General features: G+C 38.3%; 15 protein-coding genes. 4 read left to right on the top strand and 11 right to left on the bottom strand.

Translation table 11 applies throughout. The annotated features are described in order from the left end of the window. Positions 1-64 precede the first annotated feature (64 nt). The 3 genes from accC to ESU54_RS14285 form a co-directional block, all read right to left on the bottom strand. The gene (gene accC, locus ESU54_RS14295) at positions 65-1504 is read right to left on the bottom strand and encodes an acetyl-CoA carboxylase biotin carboxylase subunit (RefSeq protein WP_170253293.1); all 1440 of its coding nucleotides are present in this window, start codon (positions 1502-1504) and stop codon (positions 65-67) included. Further along, the gene (locus ESU54_RS14290) at positions 1500-1991 is read right to left on the bottom strand and encodes an acetyl-CoA carboxylase biotin carboxyl carrier protein subunit (RefSeq protein ID WP_111843225.1); all 492 of its coding nucleotides are present in this window, start codon (positions 1989-1991) and stop codon (positions 1500-1502) included. The genes accC and ESU54_RS14290 overlap by 5 nt, the downstream gene beginning before the upstream one ends. A gap of 129 nt (positions 1992-2120) precedes the next feature. Next, positions 2121-7604 carry a CHAT domain-containing protein gene (locus tag ESU54_RS14285; RefSeq protein ID WP_111843226.1) on the bottom strand — a complete coding sequence of 1828 codons (5484 nt, stop codon included), beginning with the start codon at positions 7602-7604 and terminating at the stop codon, positions 2121-2123. Positions 7605-7942: 338 nt separating this feature from the next. Between ESU54_RS14285 and ESU54_RS14280 the strand changes: the two genes are divergently transcribed. Then, positions 7943-9061 carry a PQQ-dependent sugar dehydrogenase gene (locus tag ESU54_RS14280; protein ID WP_235004517.1) on the top strand — a complete coding sequence of 373 codons (1119 nt, stop codon included), beginning with the start codon at positions 7943-7945 and terminating at the stop codon, positions 9059-9061. A 70-nt stretch (positions 9062-9131) separates the two neighbouring features. On the opposite strand, the gene lepB is transcribed toward ESU54_RS14280, so the two are convergent. From lepB to ESU54_RS14250, 6 genes are all read right to left on the bottom strand, one after another. After that, positions 9132-10691 carry a signal peptidase I gene (gene lepB, locus ESU54_RS14275; protein ID WP_111843227.1) on the bottom strand — a complete coding sequence of 520 codons (1560 nt, stop codon included), beginning with the start codon at positions 10689-10691 and terminating at the stop codon, positions 9132-9134. Between the two features lie 40 nt (positions 10692-10731). Further along, positions 10732-11433: a 4-hydroxy-tetrahydrodipicolinate reductase gene (gene dapB, locus ESU54_RS14270; protein WP_111843228.1), complete on the bottom strand. Its 702-nt coding sequence runs from the start codon at positions 11431-11433 to the stop codon at positions 10732-10734. A 131-nt stretch (positions 11434-11564) separates the two neighbouring features. Next, a complete protein-coding gene (locus ESU54_RS14265; RefSeq protein ID WP_111843229.1) occupies positions 11565-12164 on the bottom strand; it encodes a DUF5683 domain-containing protein in 600 nt (199 codons plus the stop codon). After that, positions 12154-13053 carry a ParB/RepB/Spo0J family partition protein gene (locus tag ESU54_RS14260; RefSeq protein WP_111843230.1) on the bottom strand — a complete coding sequence of 300 codons (900 nt, stop codon included), beginning with the start codon at positions 13051-13053 and terminating at the stop codon, positions 12154-12156. Before ESU54_RS14260 ends, ESU54_RS14265 begins: the two co-directional genes overlap by 11 nt. Further along, positions 13054-13824 (bottom strand): ParA family protein, encoded by a 771-nt coding sequence (locus ESU54_RS14255; protein WP_111843231.1) that lies wholly within the window; start codon positions 13822-13824, stop codon positions 13054-13056. It abuts the gene before it with no gap. Positions 13825-14015: 191 nt separating this feature from the next. Continuing rightward, positions 14016-14897, bottom strand: coding sequence for an SDR family oxidoreductase (locus ESU54_RS14250; RefSeq protein ID WP_111843232.1), 882 nt, complete (start codon positions 14895-14897; stop codon positions 14016-14018). Between the two features lie 222 nt (positions 14898-15119). On the opposite strand from ESU54_RS14250, the gene ESU54_RS14245 reads away from it, so the two are divergent. The 3 genes from ESU54_RS14245 (at position 15120) to ESU54_RS14235 (ending at position 17943) form a co-directional block, all read left to right on the top strand. Next, complete coding sequence (locus tag ESU54_RS14245; RefSeq protein ID WP_111843233.1) at positions 15120-15479, top strand: hypothetical protein; 360 nt, start codon at positions 15120-15122, stop codon at positions 15477-15479. 4 nt (positions 15480-15483) lie between these two features. After that, the gene (locus tag ESU54_RS14240; RefSeq protein ID WP_111843234.1) at positions 15484-17088 is read left to right on the top strand and encodes an FAD-linked oxidase; all 1605 of its coding nucleotides are present in this window, start codon (positions 15484-15486) and stop codon (positions 17086-17088) included. Positions 17089-17316: 228 nt separating this feature from the next. Further along, complete coding sequence (locus ESU54_RS14235; protein ID WP_111843235.1) at positions 17317-17943, top strand: SDR family oxidoreductase; 627 nt, start codon at positions 17317-17319, stop codon at positions 17941-17943. A gap of 62 nt (positions 17944-18005) precedes the next feature. Here the strand turns inward: ESU54_RS14235 and ESU54_RS14230 are convergent, their stop codons facing one another. Continuing rightward, complete coding sequence (locus ESU54_RS14230) at positions 18006-18689, bottom strand: 2'-5' RNA ligase family protein (RefSeq protein ID WP_111843236.1); 684 nt, start codon at positions 18687-18689, stop codon at positions 18006-18008. A gap of 11 nt (positions 18690-18700) precedes the next feature. After that, complete coding sequence (locus ESU54_RS14225; protein WP_111843237.1) at positions 18701-20347, bottom strand: T9SS type A sorting domain-containing protein; 1647 nt, start codon at positions 20345-20347, stop codon at positions 18701-18703. Positions 20348-20554: the final 207 nt, after the last annotated feature.

Below are 20554 nucleotides of genomic sequence, written 5' to 3'. Positions count from 1 at the left end.
CTTTGTGCCCTCTGTGCCTCCGTGGTGAAATAATAACCACAGAGGCACAGAGAACCCGGAGGTTTTATTTCGGCAATCGAAGTTTTTCTGAATCTTTTAAATATTGTTTCAAAGCGAAAAGCGCTGCTATTCTTGCTTCTTCTTCATTTATCGCTTTTAGTTTTTCTTCGGAATAGTATTTCTTTACAAAATTGGTGTCAAAATTTCCACTTCGAAAGGCCTCATGCTCAAAAACAAATTTTCCAAACGGAAGCGTTGTACTAACTCCTTCAATATGGTATTCTGAAATGGCTTCCAACATTGTTTGCATCGCTTCATTTCGTGTCTTTCCGTAAGTAATTAATTTGGAAAGCATGGGGTCGTACTGAATTGGCACTTGCATTCCTTCAGTAAAACCATCATCAACCCGAATATTTTTTCCGCTCGGCGGTTGGTAAACTTCCAATTTACCAACACTAGGCATAAAATTATTCAATGGGTCTTCCGCATAAACACGGACTTCAAAAGCGTGTCCGTTGATTTTCAAATCTTCCTGCGAAAAGGAAAGCTTTTCATTATTGGCAACATTTATTTGCTGTTCTACCAAATCGAGACCCGTAATGAGTTCGGTAACGGGATGTTCCACTTGCAGACGTGTATTCATTTCAAGAAAGTAGAAATTGTGCTTATCATCCAAAAGGAATTCCACTGTTCCGGCACCTACATAATCGCAAGCTTTCGCAACTTTTACAGCCGCTTCGCCCATTTGTTTACGTAACTCAGGAGTTAAAACTGAAGAAGGCGCTTCTTCCACTACTTTTTGGTGTCGTCGCTGGATGCTACACTCACGCTCAAAAAGATAAACGGTATTTCCAAAATTATCAGCCAAAACCTGAATTTCAATATGCCGCGGTGAAGTGACAAACTTTTCAATAAAAACAGATCCATCTCCAAAAGCATTTTCAGCCTCGCTGATAGCTCGCTTCATCTGGTCTTCAAATTCTTCAGAATTTTCAACGATGCGCATTCCCTTTCCACCGCCTCCGGCAGAAGCTTTTATAAGGATTGGAAATCCAATTTCTTTAGCAATTTTCTTTGCAGCGCCAACATCTGTAATGGCTTCATCAGTACCTGGAACCATTGGAATATCATATTTTTTAACAGCGTCTTTTGCAGCAAGTTTGCTTCCCATAACACGAATGGCGTATGATTTTGGACCGATGAAAATCATTCCGCTTTTTTCAACGTGTTCGCCAAATTCGGCATTTTCACTCAAAAATCCATAACCGGGATGGATGGCGTCCACGTTTAATTCCTTGGCAACTTTTATAATTTTATCACCCAATAAATACGATTCATTTGAAGGTGGCGGCCCGATGCAAACTGCTTCATCGGCAAACTTTACGTGTGGGGCATTTCTATCTGCTTCGGAATAAATAGCAACCGTTTTAATGCCCATATTTCGGGCGGTTTTCATTACTCGCAAAGCTATTTCGCCACGATTGGCAACCAATATTTTTTTAATCATTTTTTTGAAATTCAATTAGCATTTTTCCTTTATCGACCGTTTCTCCTTTTACAATGTTCACAGACTTCACCACACCGTCACGAGGGGCGGTGAGTGTGTTTTCCATCTTCATTGCTTCTAAAACACAGAGAAAATCGCCTTTTTTCACCTCATTTCCTTCGGAAACATTTACTTCCAAAATTAAACCAGGCATTGGAGCATGGATTTCGTCTTCAACCGAAGCGTTGCCAAGCGATAAGCCCATCTTGGAAATAAGTACATCAAGTTGATTTTCTATTTTAACTTGATAACGATTACCATTTATTGATAAGGTATATGTTTTTTTTTGAAAATCAGATTCAAGAGTTTCAACCTCTACTGATTTGATATTAAAAATAATATTGGCTTTTTTGTTATCGGAAATTACATCGAGCATTTCCAAGTCTTTCGAATTCAATGAAAACTCAAAGTTATCATTGACAATCGCTTTAAATTTTTCTTCCATAAATAGAAATTTCTATAAAGGTAATATTTGTGGAAAGATTATGCCACTGCTTATCCTCAGTAAAATAAAAAACCTTGAAGATATTAAATATCAACAAGGTTTTTTATTTTAAACACTTGTACTTTCTACCTATTTTTTAGGCTTTGAGTTTGATTTCGGTATTGTTTCAGTATTTTTCTTTTTGGGTTTTGCATTGGTGTTCGCTTCGGACTTCATTTTTTTTCTAACACCACTCAAGGCAGTTCTCAATTCACTTATTCGGGTTTCCAAATCTCTGTGTTGCTTATAACCTTCGCCATTTAAACCGGCCTCTACATTAAGAGATTGGGTTAAAAATTCAAGGTGCTCCAACTCTGCCGCTTTTTTTGCTTCGGAACCAGCTTTTTGCCAAATCTTCTTAAAATTTTGAATGACTTCATCCCATTTAGTGTCAATTTTTTCATCTTCAATAATTAAGAGAAGGCATAAATCAATATTTAAAAAGGCAATCAAGTCCCAATAGTTAAGGTCTTCGGCTTCTGATTTTTCTTTTAATTTATTTTGCTGCTCACTGAGTATTTGTTGTGCTTCGGAAATAGTTCTCAATTTATATTTTTTCCTATCTATAGTAAATTCACCCCCATGTTTCATGGCTTCACTAAATACCAATAAGCAAGTGAGTTCTATGGAATTTGAAATAGAATAGGTTTTGTTTGAATTGAAATCATTGTTATAGGCCCTCTCATAATGGGAAATTGCAGTTTTATAGGCATTGATTCGCTTTTTGGAATCTGAAGCCAACATTGCCAAGCGCTTATAGGCGCTTCCCAAAAGATTGTGGCGTTCGGCTGTTTCCCCTGCAAAAAGCAATACCGTAAGATCACTTATTACCCGTTCCGTTTTTTTGTAGGCTTCTTTTTTGGAAGCTGCGGTGATTTCTTCATTATCAAAAATTTCCCTGATATACATCTTGGCCCTTGTATTGCAATATTTTTCCATACAGGAAAAAGAAAAATCCGCATTCTCCATTTTTAAGAGCTCTTCATAATTTCCAGAGGCTTCAACATACATAGCTAATTCCTGGTAAATTTTGGCCACTCTCTCTATAATTTGTGGAGTTCTGAAAACATCTCTATCCACCGCCTTCATAATGGTATTAAGCTCTGCCAAATGATCTTTATCTGCACTTATTGCCATTTGCAATTGGTTGAGCAGGTTATCCAGATCTATTTCGGCCTCTTGCGGAACAATATAACTTGGCGACCAAGAACCTTTGCCAACTGATATACCTTTCAGTTTGAAGAAAGGATCCCCATAACATTGATAGGCGCCCCAAGTATTGTTGCCCGGGTGTTTTTCATAAATATAATTTCGTGCATTTTTAACAGCATCCCCGAAATTATCTCCAGAGAACATACAGCTATAAAAAACATGAGCAAAATCTAAAGCCGCGGCATCATTAACAGCCCAACCAGCAGCGATTACGGCTTTTACACCTATGCTTATCAATTGGGTACCAATGTTTGCAGCCAGTTTATATCTATCGCGATAAAATTTTTCGTCTTCCGCATTGCTATAACCAAGGTGACAGCAGTTTACAAAAACGAGTTCCGGCACTACTGGCATCTGCTGTATTTCGAATACAGTAAGAAATATATCCTTACCGATAACCATTCCTGATTTTTTTGGAAATTTTGGATTGAAAACCCCGTGTCCTGCCAAATGTATTATTGTATAATCATTGCAGAAAAAATTCTTGACTATGCTTTCGGCATCCGTTCCTATGAGTTGTGTGGTAGGATAACCCACATTTTCCAAGGTATCCTTAACTATCATTCCCTCCTCTTTGGCACCTGGCAATTGAGAGATAAAACCATTCAGAATAGGATCGGCTATAATCAACGCCCCTTTTTCTGCCACGCGTTTTATATTGATCCTATAGTCTTTGGTGGAAAGCTGCCGTATCATTCCAGCATTAATACAGAGAGGTTTGGCATTGGTTGTATTGTCCTGAAGCAATTCCCAAGGATAGGAAGCCGTTTTGTTATCTAGTATCCATGAAATATTTCCTTTTCGCTTAAGCTTTTCCTTTAAATTATTGGGTATCAATAATTCGAAAAGGGTTTTTGCAGTACAAGCAGACCATTGGTTACTACTAGAAACTTCCGAGATAAAAAGATCAATCAACGGAGTACTGCTGTATAGTTCATTCTCTTCTTCTCTGGAATCGCCTGTGGAAGAACCAAAAACCATACTTGATGGTTCCCCAGTTTGCTCGTTCGCTTCTTTGTACTTAATGGTTATTCTGTTCCACCAATCCTCTGCATTATCTAATGGAGTTCTTTTCTGGATGCCCAATAAGTTTTTGATTCGCTTATTGCCTATAATGATATTGTAGGTTGAATTTTCCTTATTGGCTATTTTGTTGAGCACATACATACAGTTTAGAGCTCTATCGGCGTAAAGTTCAATAATTTCAATATTTTGAACTGTTCTGTAACTTCCATCCGACAACATTTTTACTTTATCATTGGCGCGGTTTACCCCATCAATAATGGCTTTAAGGGATCCTTCAACTGAAAGCCCACCATAGCCGGTCGCAATAATTAAAGAGGAAACTCCTACGCCTTTCTTGGGAATGGTTGTTCCGCGTATGCTCAGCAAATAATTTAAAACTCCCTGTTCTATAGATTTTGAAAGTTGAAAAGATGTAAGTTGGTCTGGTTCACCGAGTCCAACTATAATTGCGCCTTCAAAGTCACTTTCATTCATTTTGCCAAATATGGCATTAGTGCCAATTTCACCGGGATAAAGTCCCAATCTGTGTTTTGAAGTTAGGCTACCGTCTAGGTAATTGTCTATGGCCCTTTCTGCATAAAGCACGCCATCATTCAAAAAATGTCCGGCAATAATTGGGTATTCAGCATATCGTAAATCACCATTGCTAACTGTAACGGTAACAGGGATTTGGCTGCTAACAGGTTCTATTTCATCACCAAGACCCAAAATAGTTTTTTCCAATCCATTTTCAGAAAGATCAAAATCTATATCTGGCTCTGCCCTAAATATTTTTTCTTCCCCGCGCAATAATGGTTTGGTATTGCGAAGTAATTTGGTTTGCCCAGTGGAAAGTATTTCCTCTATGGCATTAAAAAGATCTGGTTCATTGGCCAGAGCGCCGTGGGTTACTCGAGAATAATAAACGGCATTAGCTTCAAGAAGCTGTTTGGGGATGCCAGATTCCCATGTTACACTTTGATCTCCTTCACTGGTGTAAAGGAAATAAAGTTGTTTTTTCGGGGGAATTTCGTCAAGATAATAACCACAAGGGGTCATTTTATCTTTTCCGGCAATATATACCATACTTGAATAATCTATTTCATCTCTTTTCTTCAATATGTTATCGCGGTAATTTTTAAAGTAGTCAAGATCTGATTTAAGCGGTAATGGCCAATCCGATTTTCCGAAATAATTTCGCATATTTTCCCAGGTTTCCATTTTTGCGAAATCGTTTTTGGGATCAGTTGTTAAGGGTAGTAAGGCCAAAATACCCGGAAGCTGGGAGAACATTTTAAGCAGGCCTTCTTTGGTGTGAAAAAGATCCAATTTGCTCAACTTCTGGATTATGGCATCCTCCCCGAACAAAACCGAAGGAATTCTGAACGAGCCCCCGAGCGGCGATCCAAGAAATAGCATTCTAAAGCCCTTAGAGGCCTTTAAATCTTGCCAGGTATCATCGTGATTAAGAATAAAATCACGAGCCAAAAGTCCGCCCATGGAGTGCCCAATAATTTTTATAGGTTGCCCTATCTTAAGTAAACTTTTAATTTTTGTATTGAATTCACTTGCACATTCAGGGAGCGGCTTACGCCAATCAAATGGATAGACTACCACATCGTATTTGGCCGATAACCACTTATAAAGTTTGTAATACGACGTTTTCACCACTGAATCAGCAACAATTTTGTTAACGTTGGAATAACTGAGGTTTACCAATCCTCCGCTAAGTATACGCCCATAATGTAGCCATATCTCCTTGTCTTTCTGTGAAAGGTTAGAACCCATTATTCCGGGGAGCATAACCACGATAGGTTTTGTGCCTGAAGGTGGCCATGGAGAAGGATATAATTCGCCAGATTCCACAAGAGCTCTATCGCTTCCTGGAATTTCATCCTGTGCAATACATTTAAATCCTGGAATGAGTTCCCCTTCTACAGTTTTAAGCACTAAGTCTATGGCTTCCCTAGTTTTATCATTTCCAAAGTACTTTACATGGTTTACCTCTGCACCTTGGTCAAAGAAATATTGAATGTTGTCTTTACGTTTAGCACCTAAATACATGGAATCTGTATTCACAACCAGATCATTACGCTGCCAGTAGAACAATTTTCCGAGGATTACAAAAAGTCCTTGCCCAGAAAAGCTTACCCTTCCGTTTCCCGAAATAATAGCCAAAGGTTTTCCACTAATAGCGGTTTCCGGCGATGGATCATTTAATATTTTGATGAAAGGTGATTCTGGTCTTTGTGCCTCTAAGCCAGGAAGTACATTTACATCATCCTTGCTCTCAACGGCTGCGGAAAGCAGTTCTTTTAAAACATCACCAAACGGGCCTCCAACCAAGGTTATCAAATTAAAAAATACGTTCAGTATATGGTCCAATCTTTTTGAAGCCAGCTTTGTTCCTGCAGCGGGACAACCTACCCTAATAAATTTGGCGACGGTTATCTTTTTATCTTTAAAAATTTTATTGAGTGCTTCTATATTTTCAATGTCATCTTCCCTATTGCCTTCTTTTTCAAGCAATGCTATGTGTTGGCTTGTAAACCCAATTGAAGCTTCATCATTGTTATTACTGTATTTGTTCAAAATATCACCCACAATTCCACCCCTAGAATGTGAAAGCATATGCACCACAGAATTATCGGGTAGCATTTGGGCAAGTTTCACAACATTTAGCAATGGGCTTTCAGTAAGAGTTCTGTGCTGAAAAGCAAGTACGTTTTTACCGTAAATTTGGTGGAGCGTGTTCCAAACAGGGGAAGCCTTTAAATCCTGAAATGCTCCGAATGTATCTGAGTTTGTTCCATGTATAAAAAGAAAAAATGGACTGTTGGAAGGCTTTCCATCAAAAGCCCCAAATTTAAAGTCCTTATCAACAGTGAACAAGGCCGCACCTGTAGCCAAAAAGTTTTTTGGGATAACCGTACTGTCAATTTCATTTTGCAAGTGTTTGTCTTCCAATTTTTTTGAAAGCTCTGCCACCCCCTTCCCTATAGCCTTCTTTGCAAATACTTTTAAAAGTTTTACCGCAATTTTACCTACAATCCCCCTTTCTGTTGAAGGTGCCTCAACTGAATCGGGCATTACAAAAATATCAGGCTGCATATCGCGGCTGCCAGGAGGCTTTAGGGCCGGATCAAGCTCTGGAAAAACTTCATGCATGGTTGAGGCATCACACATCCAAGACGTACCATCGTCAAGAACCAGCTCCAGCAACTTATCATTTGCCTCCAGCTGTATTTCATGTTGATTGGAAACATCCCTATTGCTGGCCTGCAAATTATAAACAACAGCTCCGTCTTCGCTGGTTTCCTTTTTGCCATAAACTACAAGTTTTTTGATCGGGTCCATAGTATCGAGTATTAGGTTATTCTTAAAAAAATAGATTAGTCTTTCTTATCAAAAAACTGAATTTGAGCATACAGTGCTCGAGTTCAATAGTTTAAATGAACAATAAAAGTAAGGTTAAATTACTAAATTTAACTTTAAATTATTGACTATGAGCTTATTAATTAAAAGGGGGAACTTTTTTGAGGAGTTTAAAAAGTTACGATATTTTTTTATATTTGAAAAAAAAATATCCGTTCAATTTTTAAATACCGTGATGATTTTTTTTTGATATCATAAATTTTTAAAAGCTTTCTATCATTGTAGCATATTTTCAGTATCTTTTTGAAAACAAAATGATTATGAAGTTAAAATTTATTTTCGCCATTTTCTTGACGTTTTCAATGTCTTGTATCCAGCAAAAAAAGAAAAACGATGTGGCACTGAAAACGGAATCGCAATCCTACAAAATTGAAGAGGTAGTAAAAAACCTTTCAAACCCTTGGGGAATGACTTGGCTTCCCGATGGAAGTATGTTAATTACCGAAAAAGATGGAAGGTTAATCCATTTTAAAGACAATGAAAAGATCGAAATAACAAACGTTCCTAAAGTTTACAATAGCGGTCAAGGTGGATTGTTAGATATTGAATTACACCCCAACTATAAAGAAAACGGTTGGATTTATATGACGTATGCCTCGGAAGAAGGTTTAGGCGAAGGCGGACACACTGCTTTGATGCGGTGTAAGTTGGAAGGTAATTCGCTTACAAATATTGAAACCCTTTATAAAGCTGAACCCAACACCACGGCCGGGCAGCACTTTGGTTCACGGATTGAATTTGATAATGACGGTTTTATTTATTTTTCCATTGGCGAGCGTGGAGAGCGGGAAGTAAATCCACAAGATATAACCCGTGATGGTGGAAAAATTTACCGATTGAACGATGATGGAAGCATTCCAACAGACAATCCTTTTTACAACGAACCAAATGCTAAAAAAGCAATTTATACATACGGAAACCGAAATCCACAAGGAATGGCAAAACATCCCGAAACTGGAAAAATCTGGATGCACGAACACGGACCAAAAGGCGGAGATGAAATAAATATCGTTAAAAAAGGTGCTAATTATGGCTGGCCAATTGTAACCTACGGTGTCAATTACAGCGGTACGGAAATCACAGATGAAACCACAAAACCGGGTATTGAGCCTCCTATTTATTACTGGGTACCATCAATTGCGCCTTGTGGAATGGCTTTTGTAACCGGTAATAAATATCCGCAGTGGAATGGCAAGTTATTGGTGGGCTCGCTGAAATTTGCTTATGTGGAATTACTCACTCTTGATGGTGAAAAAGTAACCAATCGCGAAAAAATTGCACAGGATATTGGGCGTGTGCGGAATGTGAAAATGGGTCTGGATGGATTAATCTATATCGCCGTGGAAGGACAGAGCATTTTTAGATTAATTCCTCAATAATCAAATATTTTTAATGTCCAGCTAAGTGCAGTCGTAACCTTAAAAGTTCTCGACTGCACGAACAGACATATTACTTTTTAGCTCCTTTTTTTCTTTTTCTATAAAAATCAAAGGCAAACCAACCAATTACCACAATCACAAAATACATTAAGTAAGAAACTGGTTTCCCGCTACCGCCAACGGTAGTGAAAAGGCGTTCCCAGCGTACTTTTTTGTTGATACCGTCCCAGCTCATCCATACGAATACAGGTTTCCCTACAACGTGATTAAAAGGTACAAAGCCCCAAGTACGAGCGTCCTCACTATTGTTTCGGTTATCCCCCATCATCCAATAGTAATCCATTTTGAAAGTGTAATCTGTGATTGCTTTTCCGTTCAATAAAACCTCTGTTCCAGATTGGGTTATTTTATTGTCAATTCCTAATTCACTTCCTTCGTAAACTTCAATCACGCGTTTGTACAATGGCAATGTTTCTGGAGTGATGGAAACTGTTGCGCCTTGCTTCGGGATGTATAATGGCCCGAAGAAATCATTGTTCCAAGGATAATTTTGATTGTTTGGAAAAATACCTTGGTCCCATTGACCCTTTTCACTGTGAAGACGCGTAATTTCAACCACATTTGGGTTATTTTTGAGCATATTCAAAGACTCTTCCGATATAGCTGCAAAACGGTACGTATTATTTCCGTATCCATAACGGTCCGTAATGTCATAGCGATTGTAAAGCATTTCAGGGTTGAGCTGTCCATTTACTTTCACTTCATAAGAAAACTGGATTCTTGCACGATCTGGCAAATCGTTCTTTTTTCCGTTGATGAAAACATAACCATCACGTACTTCTAGAGAATCGCCAGGCAAAGCCACGCAGCGTTTCACGTAATTTGATTTTTTGTCGATGGGCTTGTAATAATATTTCCCATCTCCGTATTGCTGAAACGCATTTACAGTATCCACAGGCCAGTTGAAAACTACAATATCATTGTGTTTTATATCCTGAAAACCAGGAAGTCGGAAATAAGGGATTTGAGGTTCAGTACGATATGATTTTGTATGAACTAATGGAATTGTATCGTGCACCATCGGGAACGATATAGGCGTCATCGGAGTGCGAGCCCCGTAATGAAATTTACTTACAAAAAGAAAATCACCAACTAACAAGGTCTTTTCCAAAGATGAAGTTGGAATAGTAAATGGCTGCATAATATAAGTGTGAACAATGGTTGCTGCAACTACCGCAAACAGAATTGAGCTCACCCATTCTCCGGTTGAAGTACGAGGCTTTAGACTCCTTTCTTCAATATATGTGAGTTTTTGGGTATAGTTAATGTAATAAATATAAAGACCCAAAGTCAGAATACCCAAAAAGGTATCTGTCGTGGAATTGCGTCCAAAACTGCGAAGGGTTTCCACCCAAACCACAGGAAACATAATTAAATTCACGATTGGTACAAAAAGTAAAATAGTCCACCACCACGGACGGTTGATGATTTTCATCAAAACCACTGAATTGTAAACCGGTACGGCAGCTTCCCAAGCTTTTCTGCCTGCGGCTTGATACAACTTCCACGTTCCAGCAAAATGGATTACCTGAACTATCAAAAAAAATATAAACCATCCTGTCCAACTCATAATTGTGTGTTTTTCTGAAGTTTAAAACTTCTGCAATTTATTATTTAATACCGAGAACATCTTTCATTGTAAAGATTCCTTTTCTGTTTTGTATCCAATCTGCTGCCAAAATAGCTCCCAAAGCAAATCCTTCTCGACTGTGTGCTTCGTGTTTAAATGAAATGGTATCTATATCAGAATCATAAGAAACGATATGTGTCCCTTTTACATCTTCTTCTCTTTTAGCGGTAATGTTCAAAATATTTTCGGCGAAAGTGTTAAGCTTCCAATCCTTTTTATCAGTGTGTTTCAAAATTCCTTCGGCAATTGTAATTGCTGTTCCGCTTGGTGCATCTTTCTTTTCAAGGTGATGGATTTCTTCAACTGAAACATTGTATTCTTTCCAAGGTGCCATCAGCTTTGCGGCGTATTCATTTATACTAAAAAAAAGGTTCACACCAATACTGAAGTTGGACGCATAAATAAAACTTCCGTTACGTTTTTCACATAAGTTTACCATTTCAGAATATTCACCCAACCATCCCGTAGTACCCGAAACTATTGGAATTTCAGCTTCTAATGCTTTTGAAATGTTTTTAACAGCAGCCTCGGGCGAAGAAAATTCTATGGCAACTTCAGCGTCTTCAAAGTCTCCCTCGGAAGATTCACTGGTGCTTTTAAAAACTATTGAGTGTCCTTTTTCCAAAGCCAATTTCTCAATCGTCTTGCCCATTTTTCCGTAACCTAGAAGTGCTATTTTCATAATTTGAATGACGAATGGCAAGTGATGAATGACAGATTACCGAAAGACCTCCAAATATACAGTGATGTCTTATTTCTTGCCTCTTGGTTCTTGGCTCTTGGCTCTTTCATCTTTATTCTCTTATCTTTTTTCTACTTAAAACGATACGTCAGCGACATTCCGTACTGTGGCTTCGCATTAAATTGGTTATAATCGAAATTGGGTTGTAGCGAAAGATCTTCACTTACTTCGTATTGTCTTAAATGCGCGTCCACATTGGCATCTACTACATTCAATAAATAGAAGGCTACTGTTACAATAATGCTGATGCTTTTATTTTTTTGGGCAGATTTTTGAGCGTTTATCAACCGATCATCGCTAATCAAGGCTTCAGTGCCATTGCCGTAAAACTCATCATCTGTGTAACCTGCAAGTCTTCTTTTGTATGCATTTCGGAAACGATCGTAATCATCATCCTGCTGTTTGTAAAAGTAAACTCCAGCAGCCATTCCTGCGTAAATGATTGGTATTTTCCAGTATTTTTTATTGTAAACCTGCCCTAATCCTGGAACCACAGCAGAGTAAAAAGCAGCTTTTGCGGGAGCTAGTGGATTGTATTCTTCTTTTGGCAAAATGGAATCGTTCACCACAATTATCCTTTCTTCCTTTTTTACTATTAAAGAATCAGAAGTCTGCGCAAACAGTGATGTAGCGAAGATTAAAAAAAAAATATTTAGGAAATTATTTTTCACTTTTGATTAGCTTCAAAATGCGATCAAAGTCTTCTTTATTTTTGAAAGGAACAACGAGTTGTCCTTTTCCAGATTTTGAAACCTTTACATCAACAGAAGTTTCAAAAAGATCTGTCAATTCTTTCTTTGCTTTTTTTGCGAAAGGAGGTGCGCTCGTTTTTTGTGGAGTCGCTTTTTTGTCAGGACTTTTAAAATTCCGAACCAAAGCTTCGGTATCGCGAACGGAAAGGTTTTGACTTAAAATCTTTTCATAAATATCAAGCTGACTGCTTAAATCATCAACATTTATAAGTGCTCGCCCGTGGCCCATACTGATGAAACCATCTCGCATTCCTGTTTGGATAATTGGATCCAGCTTCAGCAAACGCAAGTAGTTAGCGATGGTAGAACGGTTCTTCCCTACTCTGTCGCTCAGTTCTTCTTGGGTTACGTTTATTTCTTCAATTAATCGTTGGTATGAAAGTGCAATTTCAATAGGATCTAAATCTTGTCTTTGGATATTTTCAACCAAAGCCATTTCCAAAGATTCTTGGTCGTTTGCTATACGAATATAGGCTGGAATGGTTTCCAAACCAACCAATTTTGAAGCGCGGAAACGACGTTCCCCACTTACCAATTGGTATTTGTTGAAATCTAATTTACGAACCGTAATTGGCTGAATTACGCCTAATTCTTTTATAGAAGAAGCTAGTTCACGAAGCGATTCTTCGTTAAAACTGGTTCTCGGCTGAAACGGGTTTACTTCAATACTGCCCAAATTTAGTTCCACAATGCTGCCAACAACCTTGTCAGCATTTTTGTCTGCAACAGATTTTATATCATTAGAAGGGTCGTTCAACAATGCTGAAAGTCCGCGGCCTAAGGCTTGTTTTTTGGTCGCTTTCGCCATTTATTCTTTTTCGTTTTTCTTAATTAATTCGTGCGCCAAACTTAAATAATTATCGGCTCCTTTGCTAGCTGCATCATAACTGATAATACTTTCGCCATAACTGGGCGCTTCACTTAAACGCACATTACGCTGAATGATTGTTTCAAAAACCATTTCATCAAAATGCTTTCTCACCTCATCTACCACTTGGTTTGAAAGGCGTAAACGTTGATCATACATTGTGAGCAACAGCCCTTCAATATCAAGGTTTTCGTTGTGTATTTTCTGAACGCTCTTTATGGTGTTCAATAGTTTTCCAAGTCCTTCCAAAGCGAAATATTCACACTGAATTGGAATTAATACTGAATCTGCCGCGGTTAATGCGTTTAAAGTCAATAATCCCAATGATGGTGCGCAATCTATAAGTATATAATCGTAATCTGCTTTTAAGCCTTCGATGGCTTTTTTCAGCATATATTCTCGGTTCTCCACATCAACCAATTCAATCTCGATAGCTACCAAATCTATGTGTGAGGGTATCAAATCTAGATTAGGTGAATTTGTAGGAACAATTGCTTCTTTAGCTGTAGCGCTATGTTCAAGTAATTGGTATGTACCAATTTCCACACTTTCAACATCAATTCCCAACCCTGAAGTTGCATTGGCTTGTGGATCTGCATCAATAAGTAAAACCTTCTTTTCCAAAACGCCCAATGAGGCCGCTAAATTTACTGAGGTCGTGGTCTTGCCTACGCCTCCTTTTTGGTTTGCAATTGCAATAATTTTACCCATTAATTTACTTGAGATTTTAGGAGTTAAAAGTACAATTAATTATGTGGATAGAAAATCATTTTTGTTAACAGGAAGTGAACAGATGTTAGACCGCTGTGCTTTTAGAAATTAGACCGCTTCGCTATTAGACTCTCATACGACGTATTTTAATCTTGAGTTGCTCTTGCCTAAATCTTCAACTTAAAGTGTTTTTATTTACTCTTTTTTTCGCGAATCATTGCTTCAAGCATGTCCCACATTTGTTGTGGAACTTCTTCTAAAAGATTCATTTGCCCAGCTCCTTTAAGCCATTCACCACCGTCTATTACTACTACTTCGCCGTTGATGTATGCTGAAAAGTCTGAAACTAAATAAGCTGCAAGATTTGCCAATTCTTGGTGTTCCCCTACTCGTTTAACTGGCACTTTTTTAGCTGGATCAAATTTTTCTTTTAAATCGCCAGGTAGCAATCTGTCCCAAGCCCCCTTTGTTGGGAATGGCCCTGGAGCTATAGCATTAAAACGCATTCCATATTTGGCCCATTCCACCGCCAAAGAACGTGTCATCGCTAACACGCCAGCTTTTGCTGTGGCGCTTGGCACAACGTAAGCAGAACCTGTAAAGGCATAGGTTGTAACAATATTCAAGACTACTTTATTTATTTCCTTTTTGTCTATCCAATGTTTTCCAAAGGCAAGGGTACAGTTTTTTGTTCCTTTTAAAACGATATCAATGATTGTATCAAAAGCATTTGCAGAAAGTCTTTCCGTTGGGGAAATAAAATTACCTGCGGCGTTATTCAACAAAACATCAACAGTGCCGAATTCCTTAACAGAAGCTGCTACCATTGCTTCAACTTCATCATAATTTCGCACATCACACTGCACAGGCAAAACTTTTCCACCAGTTGCAGCTTCCAGTTCTGCCTTTACAGCTTGTAGCTTTTCTATGTTACGGGAAGTAATAACTACATTGGCCCCCAATTCCAAAAAATAGGTTGTCATTGCCTTGCCTAGGCCGCTTCCGCCACCAGTTACTACTATTGTTTTTCCTTTTAAAGCGTCATCGCGCAGCATTTTTGCAGTGTAGTCCATTATTTTTCTAAATAATATTGTTTTACAAATATACGCAGAGTTAAAGTGGCAAAATTTATTTCACAAAAGATTTTAAAATTGCTGTTTCAATAAGGTCTTGTTTCAAAATAAGGAATACAAAATTACACACTTTCAGAAAAAAACCATAACTTTATAAACTGCTATTATTCAGCATAGTAAAACTCTCTCCTCCCCATTTTTAATTTTTTTAATAATTATTATATGGAACCATTTCTTAAAATTTCAGTGAAGGCGCTATTACTCGTTTTTTCTTTTTGTCTTTTTACCTCTTGTTATTCTGTTCGTATTGTAAGTACCAAAGGAGCTCCAATGCCGCCAGATGAAATGACGCGAGACGATTGGTATCGGGACAAAATGGTGGTAGAACTTGATACGGTTATAAAAGCCGGAATCACTACAGACGATATTACTTTCCGCGTTTTAAAAGAAGGCTGTGAAACCGGAAAATTGTTTTCTATTGAATATAAAAACACCTTCGGCGGCAGCCTGCTCTACCTTGTTACTCTTGGCAAAAAACGCAAAGTGAAGCTTAGATATGTATGTATGAAACCTGAAGATTAATACTATGGCCACAACTACTGTTTTTAATAAAACCGAATGGGATACTTTACACAAAAATGGACCCTTCCCATTAAAGAAACTTTACATAACGCGCCTTGAAGGAAAAGCAAACATGCCTTCTACAATAGATCGTTACAACGATGCTGCCCTTGAAATACAAAGGCTCTTGAAAGATAGTAGCGATAACAACGAAGGATTTAGAGCTTACGGATCGCGTTGGTCCATGTCTAGCATTGCGCATCAAAAAGATAGGGTGCACCAAAACAATCTGATGAATTTGGACATCAATATTTTCCCGACAGACGTCCATCCCCAATCTACATTCGAATCGGAAAATTTATATTTTTTTGAATGCGGAAATACTATTAAGGAGATTTCCCAAAAACTGGAAGAACACGGCAAATCGCTTAAAACTACCGGCGCTAGCAATGGCCAAACCATTGTTGGCTGTATTTCGACCGGGGTACATGGTTCGGCTTTCGACGTTGGATCTGTGCAGGATTACGTGGTAGGGCTTAATTTAATTATTGGACCAAGACCAGAAGATAATATATACTTAGAACGGCACACCACGCCCGGACTTACCAATGCTTTTGCCCAAAAATTAAATGCAAAAGTAATACGGAACGACGGCTTGTTTAATGCTGCCTTGGTAGGTTTAGGCTCGTTTGGCTTTATACACGGCGTGTTGCTTGAAGCTGAAAATCTGTTTCTATTAAAACGATATGTGCGTAAAATAGATAAGAACGTGGCTTTGGAGCTCGCAAAAACAATGGATTTCAAAAATTCATCATTTAAAATACAAGGCGAAATAGATGCTGCGGGAAAACCGTTGCGTCCCTATCATTACAAAGTTTTTATGAATCCATATACCGACGAAAGCAAATATGTGGTGGAAGTAATATATAAAAAACCGTATAAATTACCCTATCCCGATCCTTTTACCAAAATACAGAAATCCATTTATCGCGACGTGATTTATCTGTTTATAAAAATCAGCGAAAGCTTTCCATCCAGTATTCCGTGGTTTATAAAAAAGCTAGAAAAAACGATTCTTCCTAACGTAGATGAAGAAACTATGGGTACGCTATATGAAACTTTTTGGGATGCGGCCTATCAAGGCCCTGCCTTTGCGTGTTCCGTGGGAGTGGACGTAAAAGATTGTGTTAAAGCATTGGAGGTTGTTAGTGAAATGACCAAAAGGGAAGGCCCAATTCCAGGCATTTTTGCAATGCGTTTTGTAAAACAGTCAGAAGCTACGCTTGCCTTTACAAAATTTCCTATTACCTGCATGCTTGAGATAGACGGAGTGCTTTGGAATAAATCTGGAAACCTCATTAGTCTTGAGGAATATGGCAAACTCATTATTGAAACACTTCAAAAAAATAATATCGCCTTTACTTTGCATTGGGGGAAGAATGCAAATTGGGCATTTTCTGGGCTTGCAGAGAATATGTACGGTAATAATGTCAAAATTTGGAAAGAATACCGAAGCAGTTTTTTATCCAAAGAAATGGCGAAGGTTTTTTCCAATGATTTTCTAAATACGCTCGGATTGGCAGACTTTGAGGAAAATACCGATAAAAATTTAATTGCATCACTCTTATAAGATGCCAGTATTTTAAGATTCAAAAATCTGTGAGCAAACCTAAAAAAAGGTTTGTACAGTATTTCGAAAACTTTGTTGAGAATAGTTCCAACCCCACTCCCAAACAACACCACAATCAAACGAGAAATAAATCCGCGAACGTTAATAAAGCTATAAAACATGGAGCATGAAGGGTTAAAGAGTGTGAAATTAGTCCAGTACATTCTTAACTAGCATTATATTGTGGCTATGGAAAAAGTATTAGTAGCAGGTGCAAATGGCACCACAGGAAAAAAGATAATTTCAATTTTAAAAGAATCTGATAAATACGAACCGGTTGCAATGGTTCGAAACGAAGACCAAGCTTCACATTTTAAGAATGAAGGTGTAAAAACCATTCTTGCAGATCTCGAAGAGGACGTAAGTATGACAACTCAAGATATTGACCGCGTTATCTTTGCCGCAGGCTCAGGAGGAAAAAAAGTAAAGGAAGTTGACCAAGAAGGTGCCAAAAAATTAATGGATGCTGCTAAGGAGAAAGGCGTGAAAAAATTTGTAATGCTTAGCTCTATGGGAGCCGACAAACCCGAAGAAGCGAAAGAATTAAAAGAATATCTTAAAGCTAAAAACAATGCCGATGAATATTTAAAGCAATTGGGCATTGAATATTCTATAGTCCGTCCAGGTTCTTTGACCAATGAAGAGGGTAAAGGGAAAATTAATTTAGATGAAAAACTTAATAAACGAGGTGAAATTTCACGGCGTGATGTTGCTGAAACACTAGTTGGTGCTCTGGATGATAAAGTTGCTAAGAATAAAACTTTTGAGATTTTAGAGGGTCAAACTTATATTAAAGCCGCATTGGAGAAAATATAAATTTTCGAATTGAATTTACTTAATAAAAAAGCACCTATAGAAAGGTGCTTTTTTATTATAGACTATTCCGATTGCCAGAGTAATTTTTGTGCCGTACCGTGATCGCCCAACTGATAAACACTTACTGATGTAGCTGTGAATTCAATTGGTTTAAAAACGTGCTGTGATAAACTGTCTAATAATGTTTTCTGTGCAACCCCAAGACTGATGTGTGGATCAAAATTTTCATAGCTATACTTCTCCACAAATTCAGGAACATAAGTAATGGTGGACTCACTGATGGAACTTCCATCTGGGTTTTTTACGAAGGACTCTTCGGAGCCGTCCTTCAGAATAAAAGGTTTTACTAATTCAATTGTTTTCTCGTGAAGTTTTAATAATTGCTGATTCTTTTCAACAGCAATCATCGCGAAACTTTTTTCTTTTTCTTTGTAATAGAAAAAATTTTCTGCCTTTAAGGAATCGTTTTTTATCGTGCTAAAAAGTCCTTCCAAAGCCTTTTTCACTTTTGGTAAATCACTTTCGTTAATGAAACACTGCAAAAGTGTGATATGTGGCACGTGGTTTTCATCAAGCTTTATGGTTTCGGGATTGTTCTGCTTTATCAACTCATTTAATTGAAAGGCTTGCGCTCGCATTTCTTCCGAAGGTGTTAATAGCACGTCTATTGCAATTATGCTTTCTTCCTTAGAAGCGCACGAAAGAAGTGTTAAGCAAACAGCCCCTGCGATTACATATTTCTTCATATTAAAAAATGTTACTCCACCACCATCTTTATGGTTTGGGTTGAAACTCCATTGTTTAATTTCAACAAATAGATTCCGCTCGCCAGACTGTGGTTCCAAGTAATTTCTCCTTGTGGGGCGGTCCAGGTGTGTTCCATAAGTTTCTGTCCTGTAATGCTGAAAACCGATGTGGTTACGTTATTGTTTGAAGTATTGAGTGGAACTTTGATCTTGATGTCGTTTGAAACTGGGTTCTGGGAAAGGATGAATTGATTGTTTAACTGATTTTCAGAGATTCCTATGGTTCCGTTTCTAATTTCATCTAAAGCAAACTGGGCGCTTGCCGCCGTAACGGTTACGTGGTCTTCGTTTGTGTCTGGGATGTAGAAATTTACAAAAGGTGAATCGGCCAAATTGGGTGTGGCAAACCAATCTGGATTATCAATAGCCAAAGAACTCATCGTTGGGATAAAAGAATATAAATCCTGTTGCAAAGCATTGATGAAATCTATAAGCACTTGGTTACCTCCGCCATCGCCAAGAGCATCGCTGATACTTCCCGTTCCTCCTGGAGCACTATCTACTCCATCGCTACTATTTGATGACTGGGATGTTGTTTGATAAGTGTTAATAGGAAAACCAAAAAAGTTGACAGTAACATCTGTAACCGTGTTTGTCTGACTTGCAGCTGGAGTGAATTTTAGCGCTACATCTACATCGGTAGTGGCGTCTATCTCAAGGTTAGTATCAACAACCGTTATGCCAGGGCTACCAGTAGTTGTTCCGTTTCCAGCGCCATTGATCATTGTAACGTTTCTAACATTGTTTGGAAAACCTAAAGCATCTAGCTCGGCTTGAAATTCATTTCTGAAACCGGGGGCGCCCAAAGGCAATACTTTTGTTGGGTCTTGCTCAAAGTCTGAGCCTGCTAATAAATGACCTAGTAAATGATCGAGTAGCATTTCTTTGGAGGCTGGAGAATTCAGCAATTGGTCAACAACTTGTTGGGCTGTAACGTCTCCCACTTGTACTGCGAAATAGTTTATTAGGTATTGAAGGCTGATAGGAATGTTTGCTCCCCTGTGTGGCGAATCAAACGAAATGTAGAGACGTGTTTCTGGATCTAAGCTGTTGGTTTCCATATATGAAAGGGCGTAACGAGCAATAAGGCCACCCATACTTGGGCCGAGAACAACGAGTTTTTCATTGCCTACTTTGTCTGCGTTTAATTTCTGGATCATTGCTATTAAAACCATAGCGTTTCTCTGAATATAATCGCCACCGCCGTCTATATCTTTTCCTCCCGTAGTGTAAAGTGGAGCGTTTAGAATGACGATATCAAAACCTTCGTCGCGAAGAATGTCTGCCATGTTTTGTCCGCCAAAGCTCAAGCTGGCATAAAGTCCAGAAATATCGCGAGAATCACCCGGATCAAAACCGTCGAGGACGATAATGGGTTTGTCCAACACTCCATCTAGATTGTCTAAAAAGATTTCGTATTCGCCTTCACCGAAATAGGCTTGGGTTTCTTCATAACCTTGGTAGGCGATGGTTGCGGTGATGGTTTCAACCGCCATGCTTTCTGGGTATATAGCGTCTTCAGGGATATTCTGAAAACGTATTTGAGCGAAGGTGAACTGGGTGGAGAGGATTAAAAGAAGAATGTAAAAATTTTTCATTGGGTGTTGTTTTGGTTTTGTTTTGGAAAGGTAATGAAAAAATGGTTGTTGGTTGTGAGTTCTCGGTTGTGGGTTTGATCTTTGAGCTTGCCTGATTAAGGTTGCCTTTTTTCTGGTTAATAGTTTATCTTATATTTTGGTTTATGCTTATTGGTTAAGCTATCAACATAAGTTTCAAATTCTGTTGGTTTCATTTTATTTAATGAA

The organism is Aequorivita antarctica, from assembly GCF_007997155.1.
GTDB classification, from domain to species: Bacteria; Bacteroidota; Bacteroidia; order Flavobacteriales; family Flavobacteriaceae; genus Aequorivita; species Aequorivita antarctica.
Note: the sequence above shows the minus strand (reverse complement) of the source record. Positions and strands in the feature narration are given on the sequence as shown.

Excerpts from the sequence above, each read along its gene's own strand:
- ESU54_RS14285 (WP_111843226.1), bottom strand. The coding sequence starts at position 7,604 with ATGGACCCGATCAAAAAACTTGTAGTTTATGGCAAAAAGGAAACCAGC.
- ESU54_RS14250 (WP_111843232.1), bottom strand. The coding sequence starts at position 14,897 with ATGGACTACACTGCAAAAATGCTGCGCGATGACGCTTTAAAAGGAAAA.
- ESU54_RS14255 (WP_111843231.1), bottom strand. The coding sequence starts at position 13,824 with ATGGGTAAAATTATTGCAATTGCAAACCAAAAAGGAGGCGTAGGCAAG.
- ESU54_RS14225 (WP_111843237.1), bottom strand. The coding sequence starts at position 20,347 with ATGAAAAATTTTTACATTCTTCTTTTAATCCTCTCCACCCAGTTCACC.
- ESU54_RS14235 (WP_111843235.1), top strand. The coding sequence starts at position 17,317 with ATGGAAAAAGTATTAGTAGCAGGTGCAAATGGCACCACAGGAAAAAAG.
- ESU54_RS14260 (WP_111843230.1), bottom strand. The coding sequence starts at position 13,053 with ATGGCGAAAGCGACCAAAAAACAAGCCTTAGGCCGCGGACTTTCAGCA.
- ESU54_RS14290 (WP_111843225.1), bottom strand. The coding sequence starts at position 1,991 with ATGGAAGAAAAATTTAAAGCGATTGTCAATGATAACTTTGAGTTTTCA.
- ESU54_RS14280 (WP_235004517.1), top strand. The coding sequence starts at position 7,943 with ATGAAGTTAAAATTTATTTTCGCCATTTTCTTGACGTTTTCAATGTCT.
- ESU54_RS14230 (WP_111843236.1), bottom strand. The coding sequence starts at position 18,689 with ATGAAGAAATATGTAATCGCAGGGGCTGTTTGCTTAACACTTCTTTCG.
- dapB (WP_111843228.1), bottom strand. The coding sequence starts at position 11,433 with ATGAAAATAGCACTTCTAGGTTACGGAAAAATGGGCAAGACGATTGAG.
- ESU54_RS14240 (WP_111843234.1), top strand. The coding sequence starts at position 15,484 with ATGGCCACAACTACTGTTTTTAATAAAACCGAATGGGATACTTTACAC.
- lepB (WP_111843227.1), bottom strand. The coding sequence starts at position 10,691 with ATGAGTTGGACAGGATGGTTTATATTTTTTTTGATAGTTCAGGTAATC.
- ESU54_RS14245 (WP_111843233.1), top strand. The coding sequence starts at position 15,120 with ATGGAACCATTTCTTAAAATTTCAGTGAAGGCGCTATTACTCGTTTTT.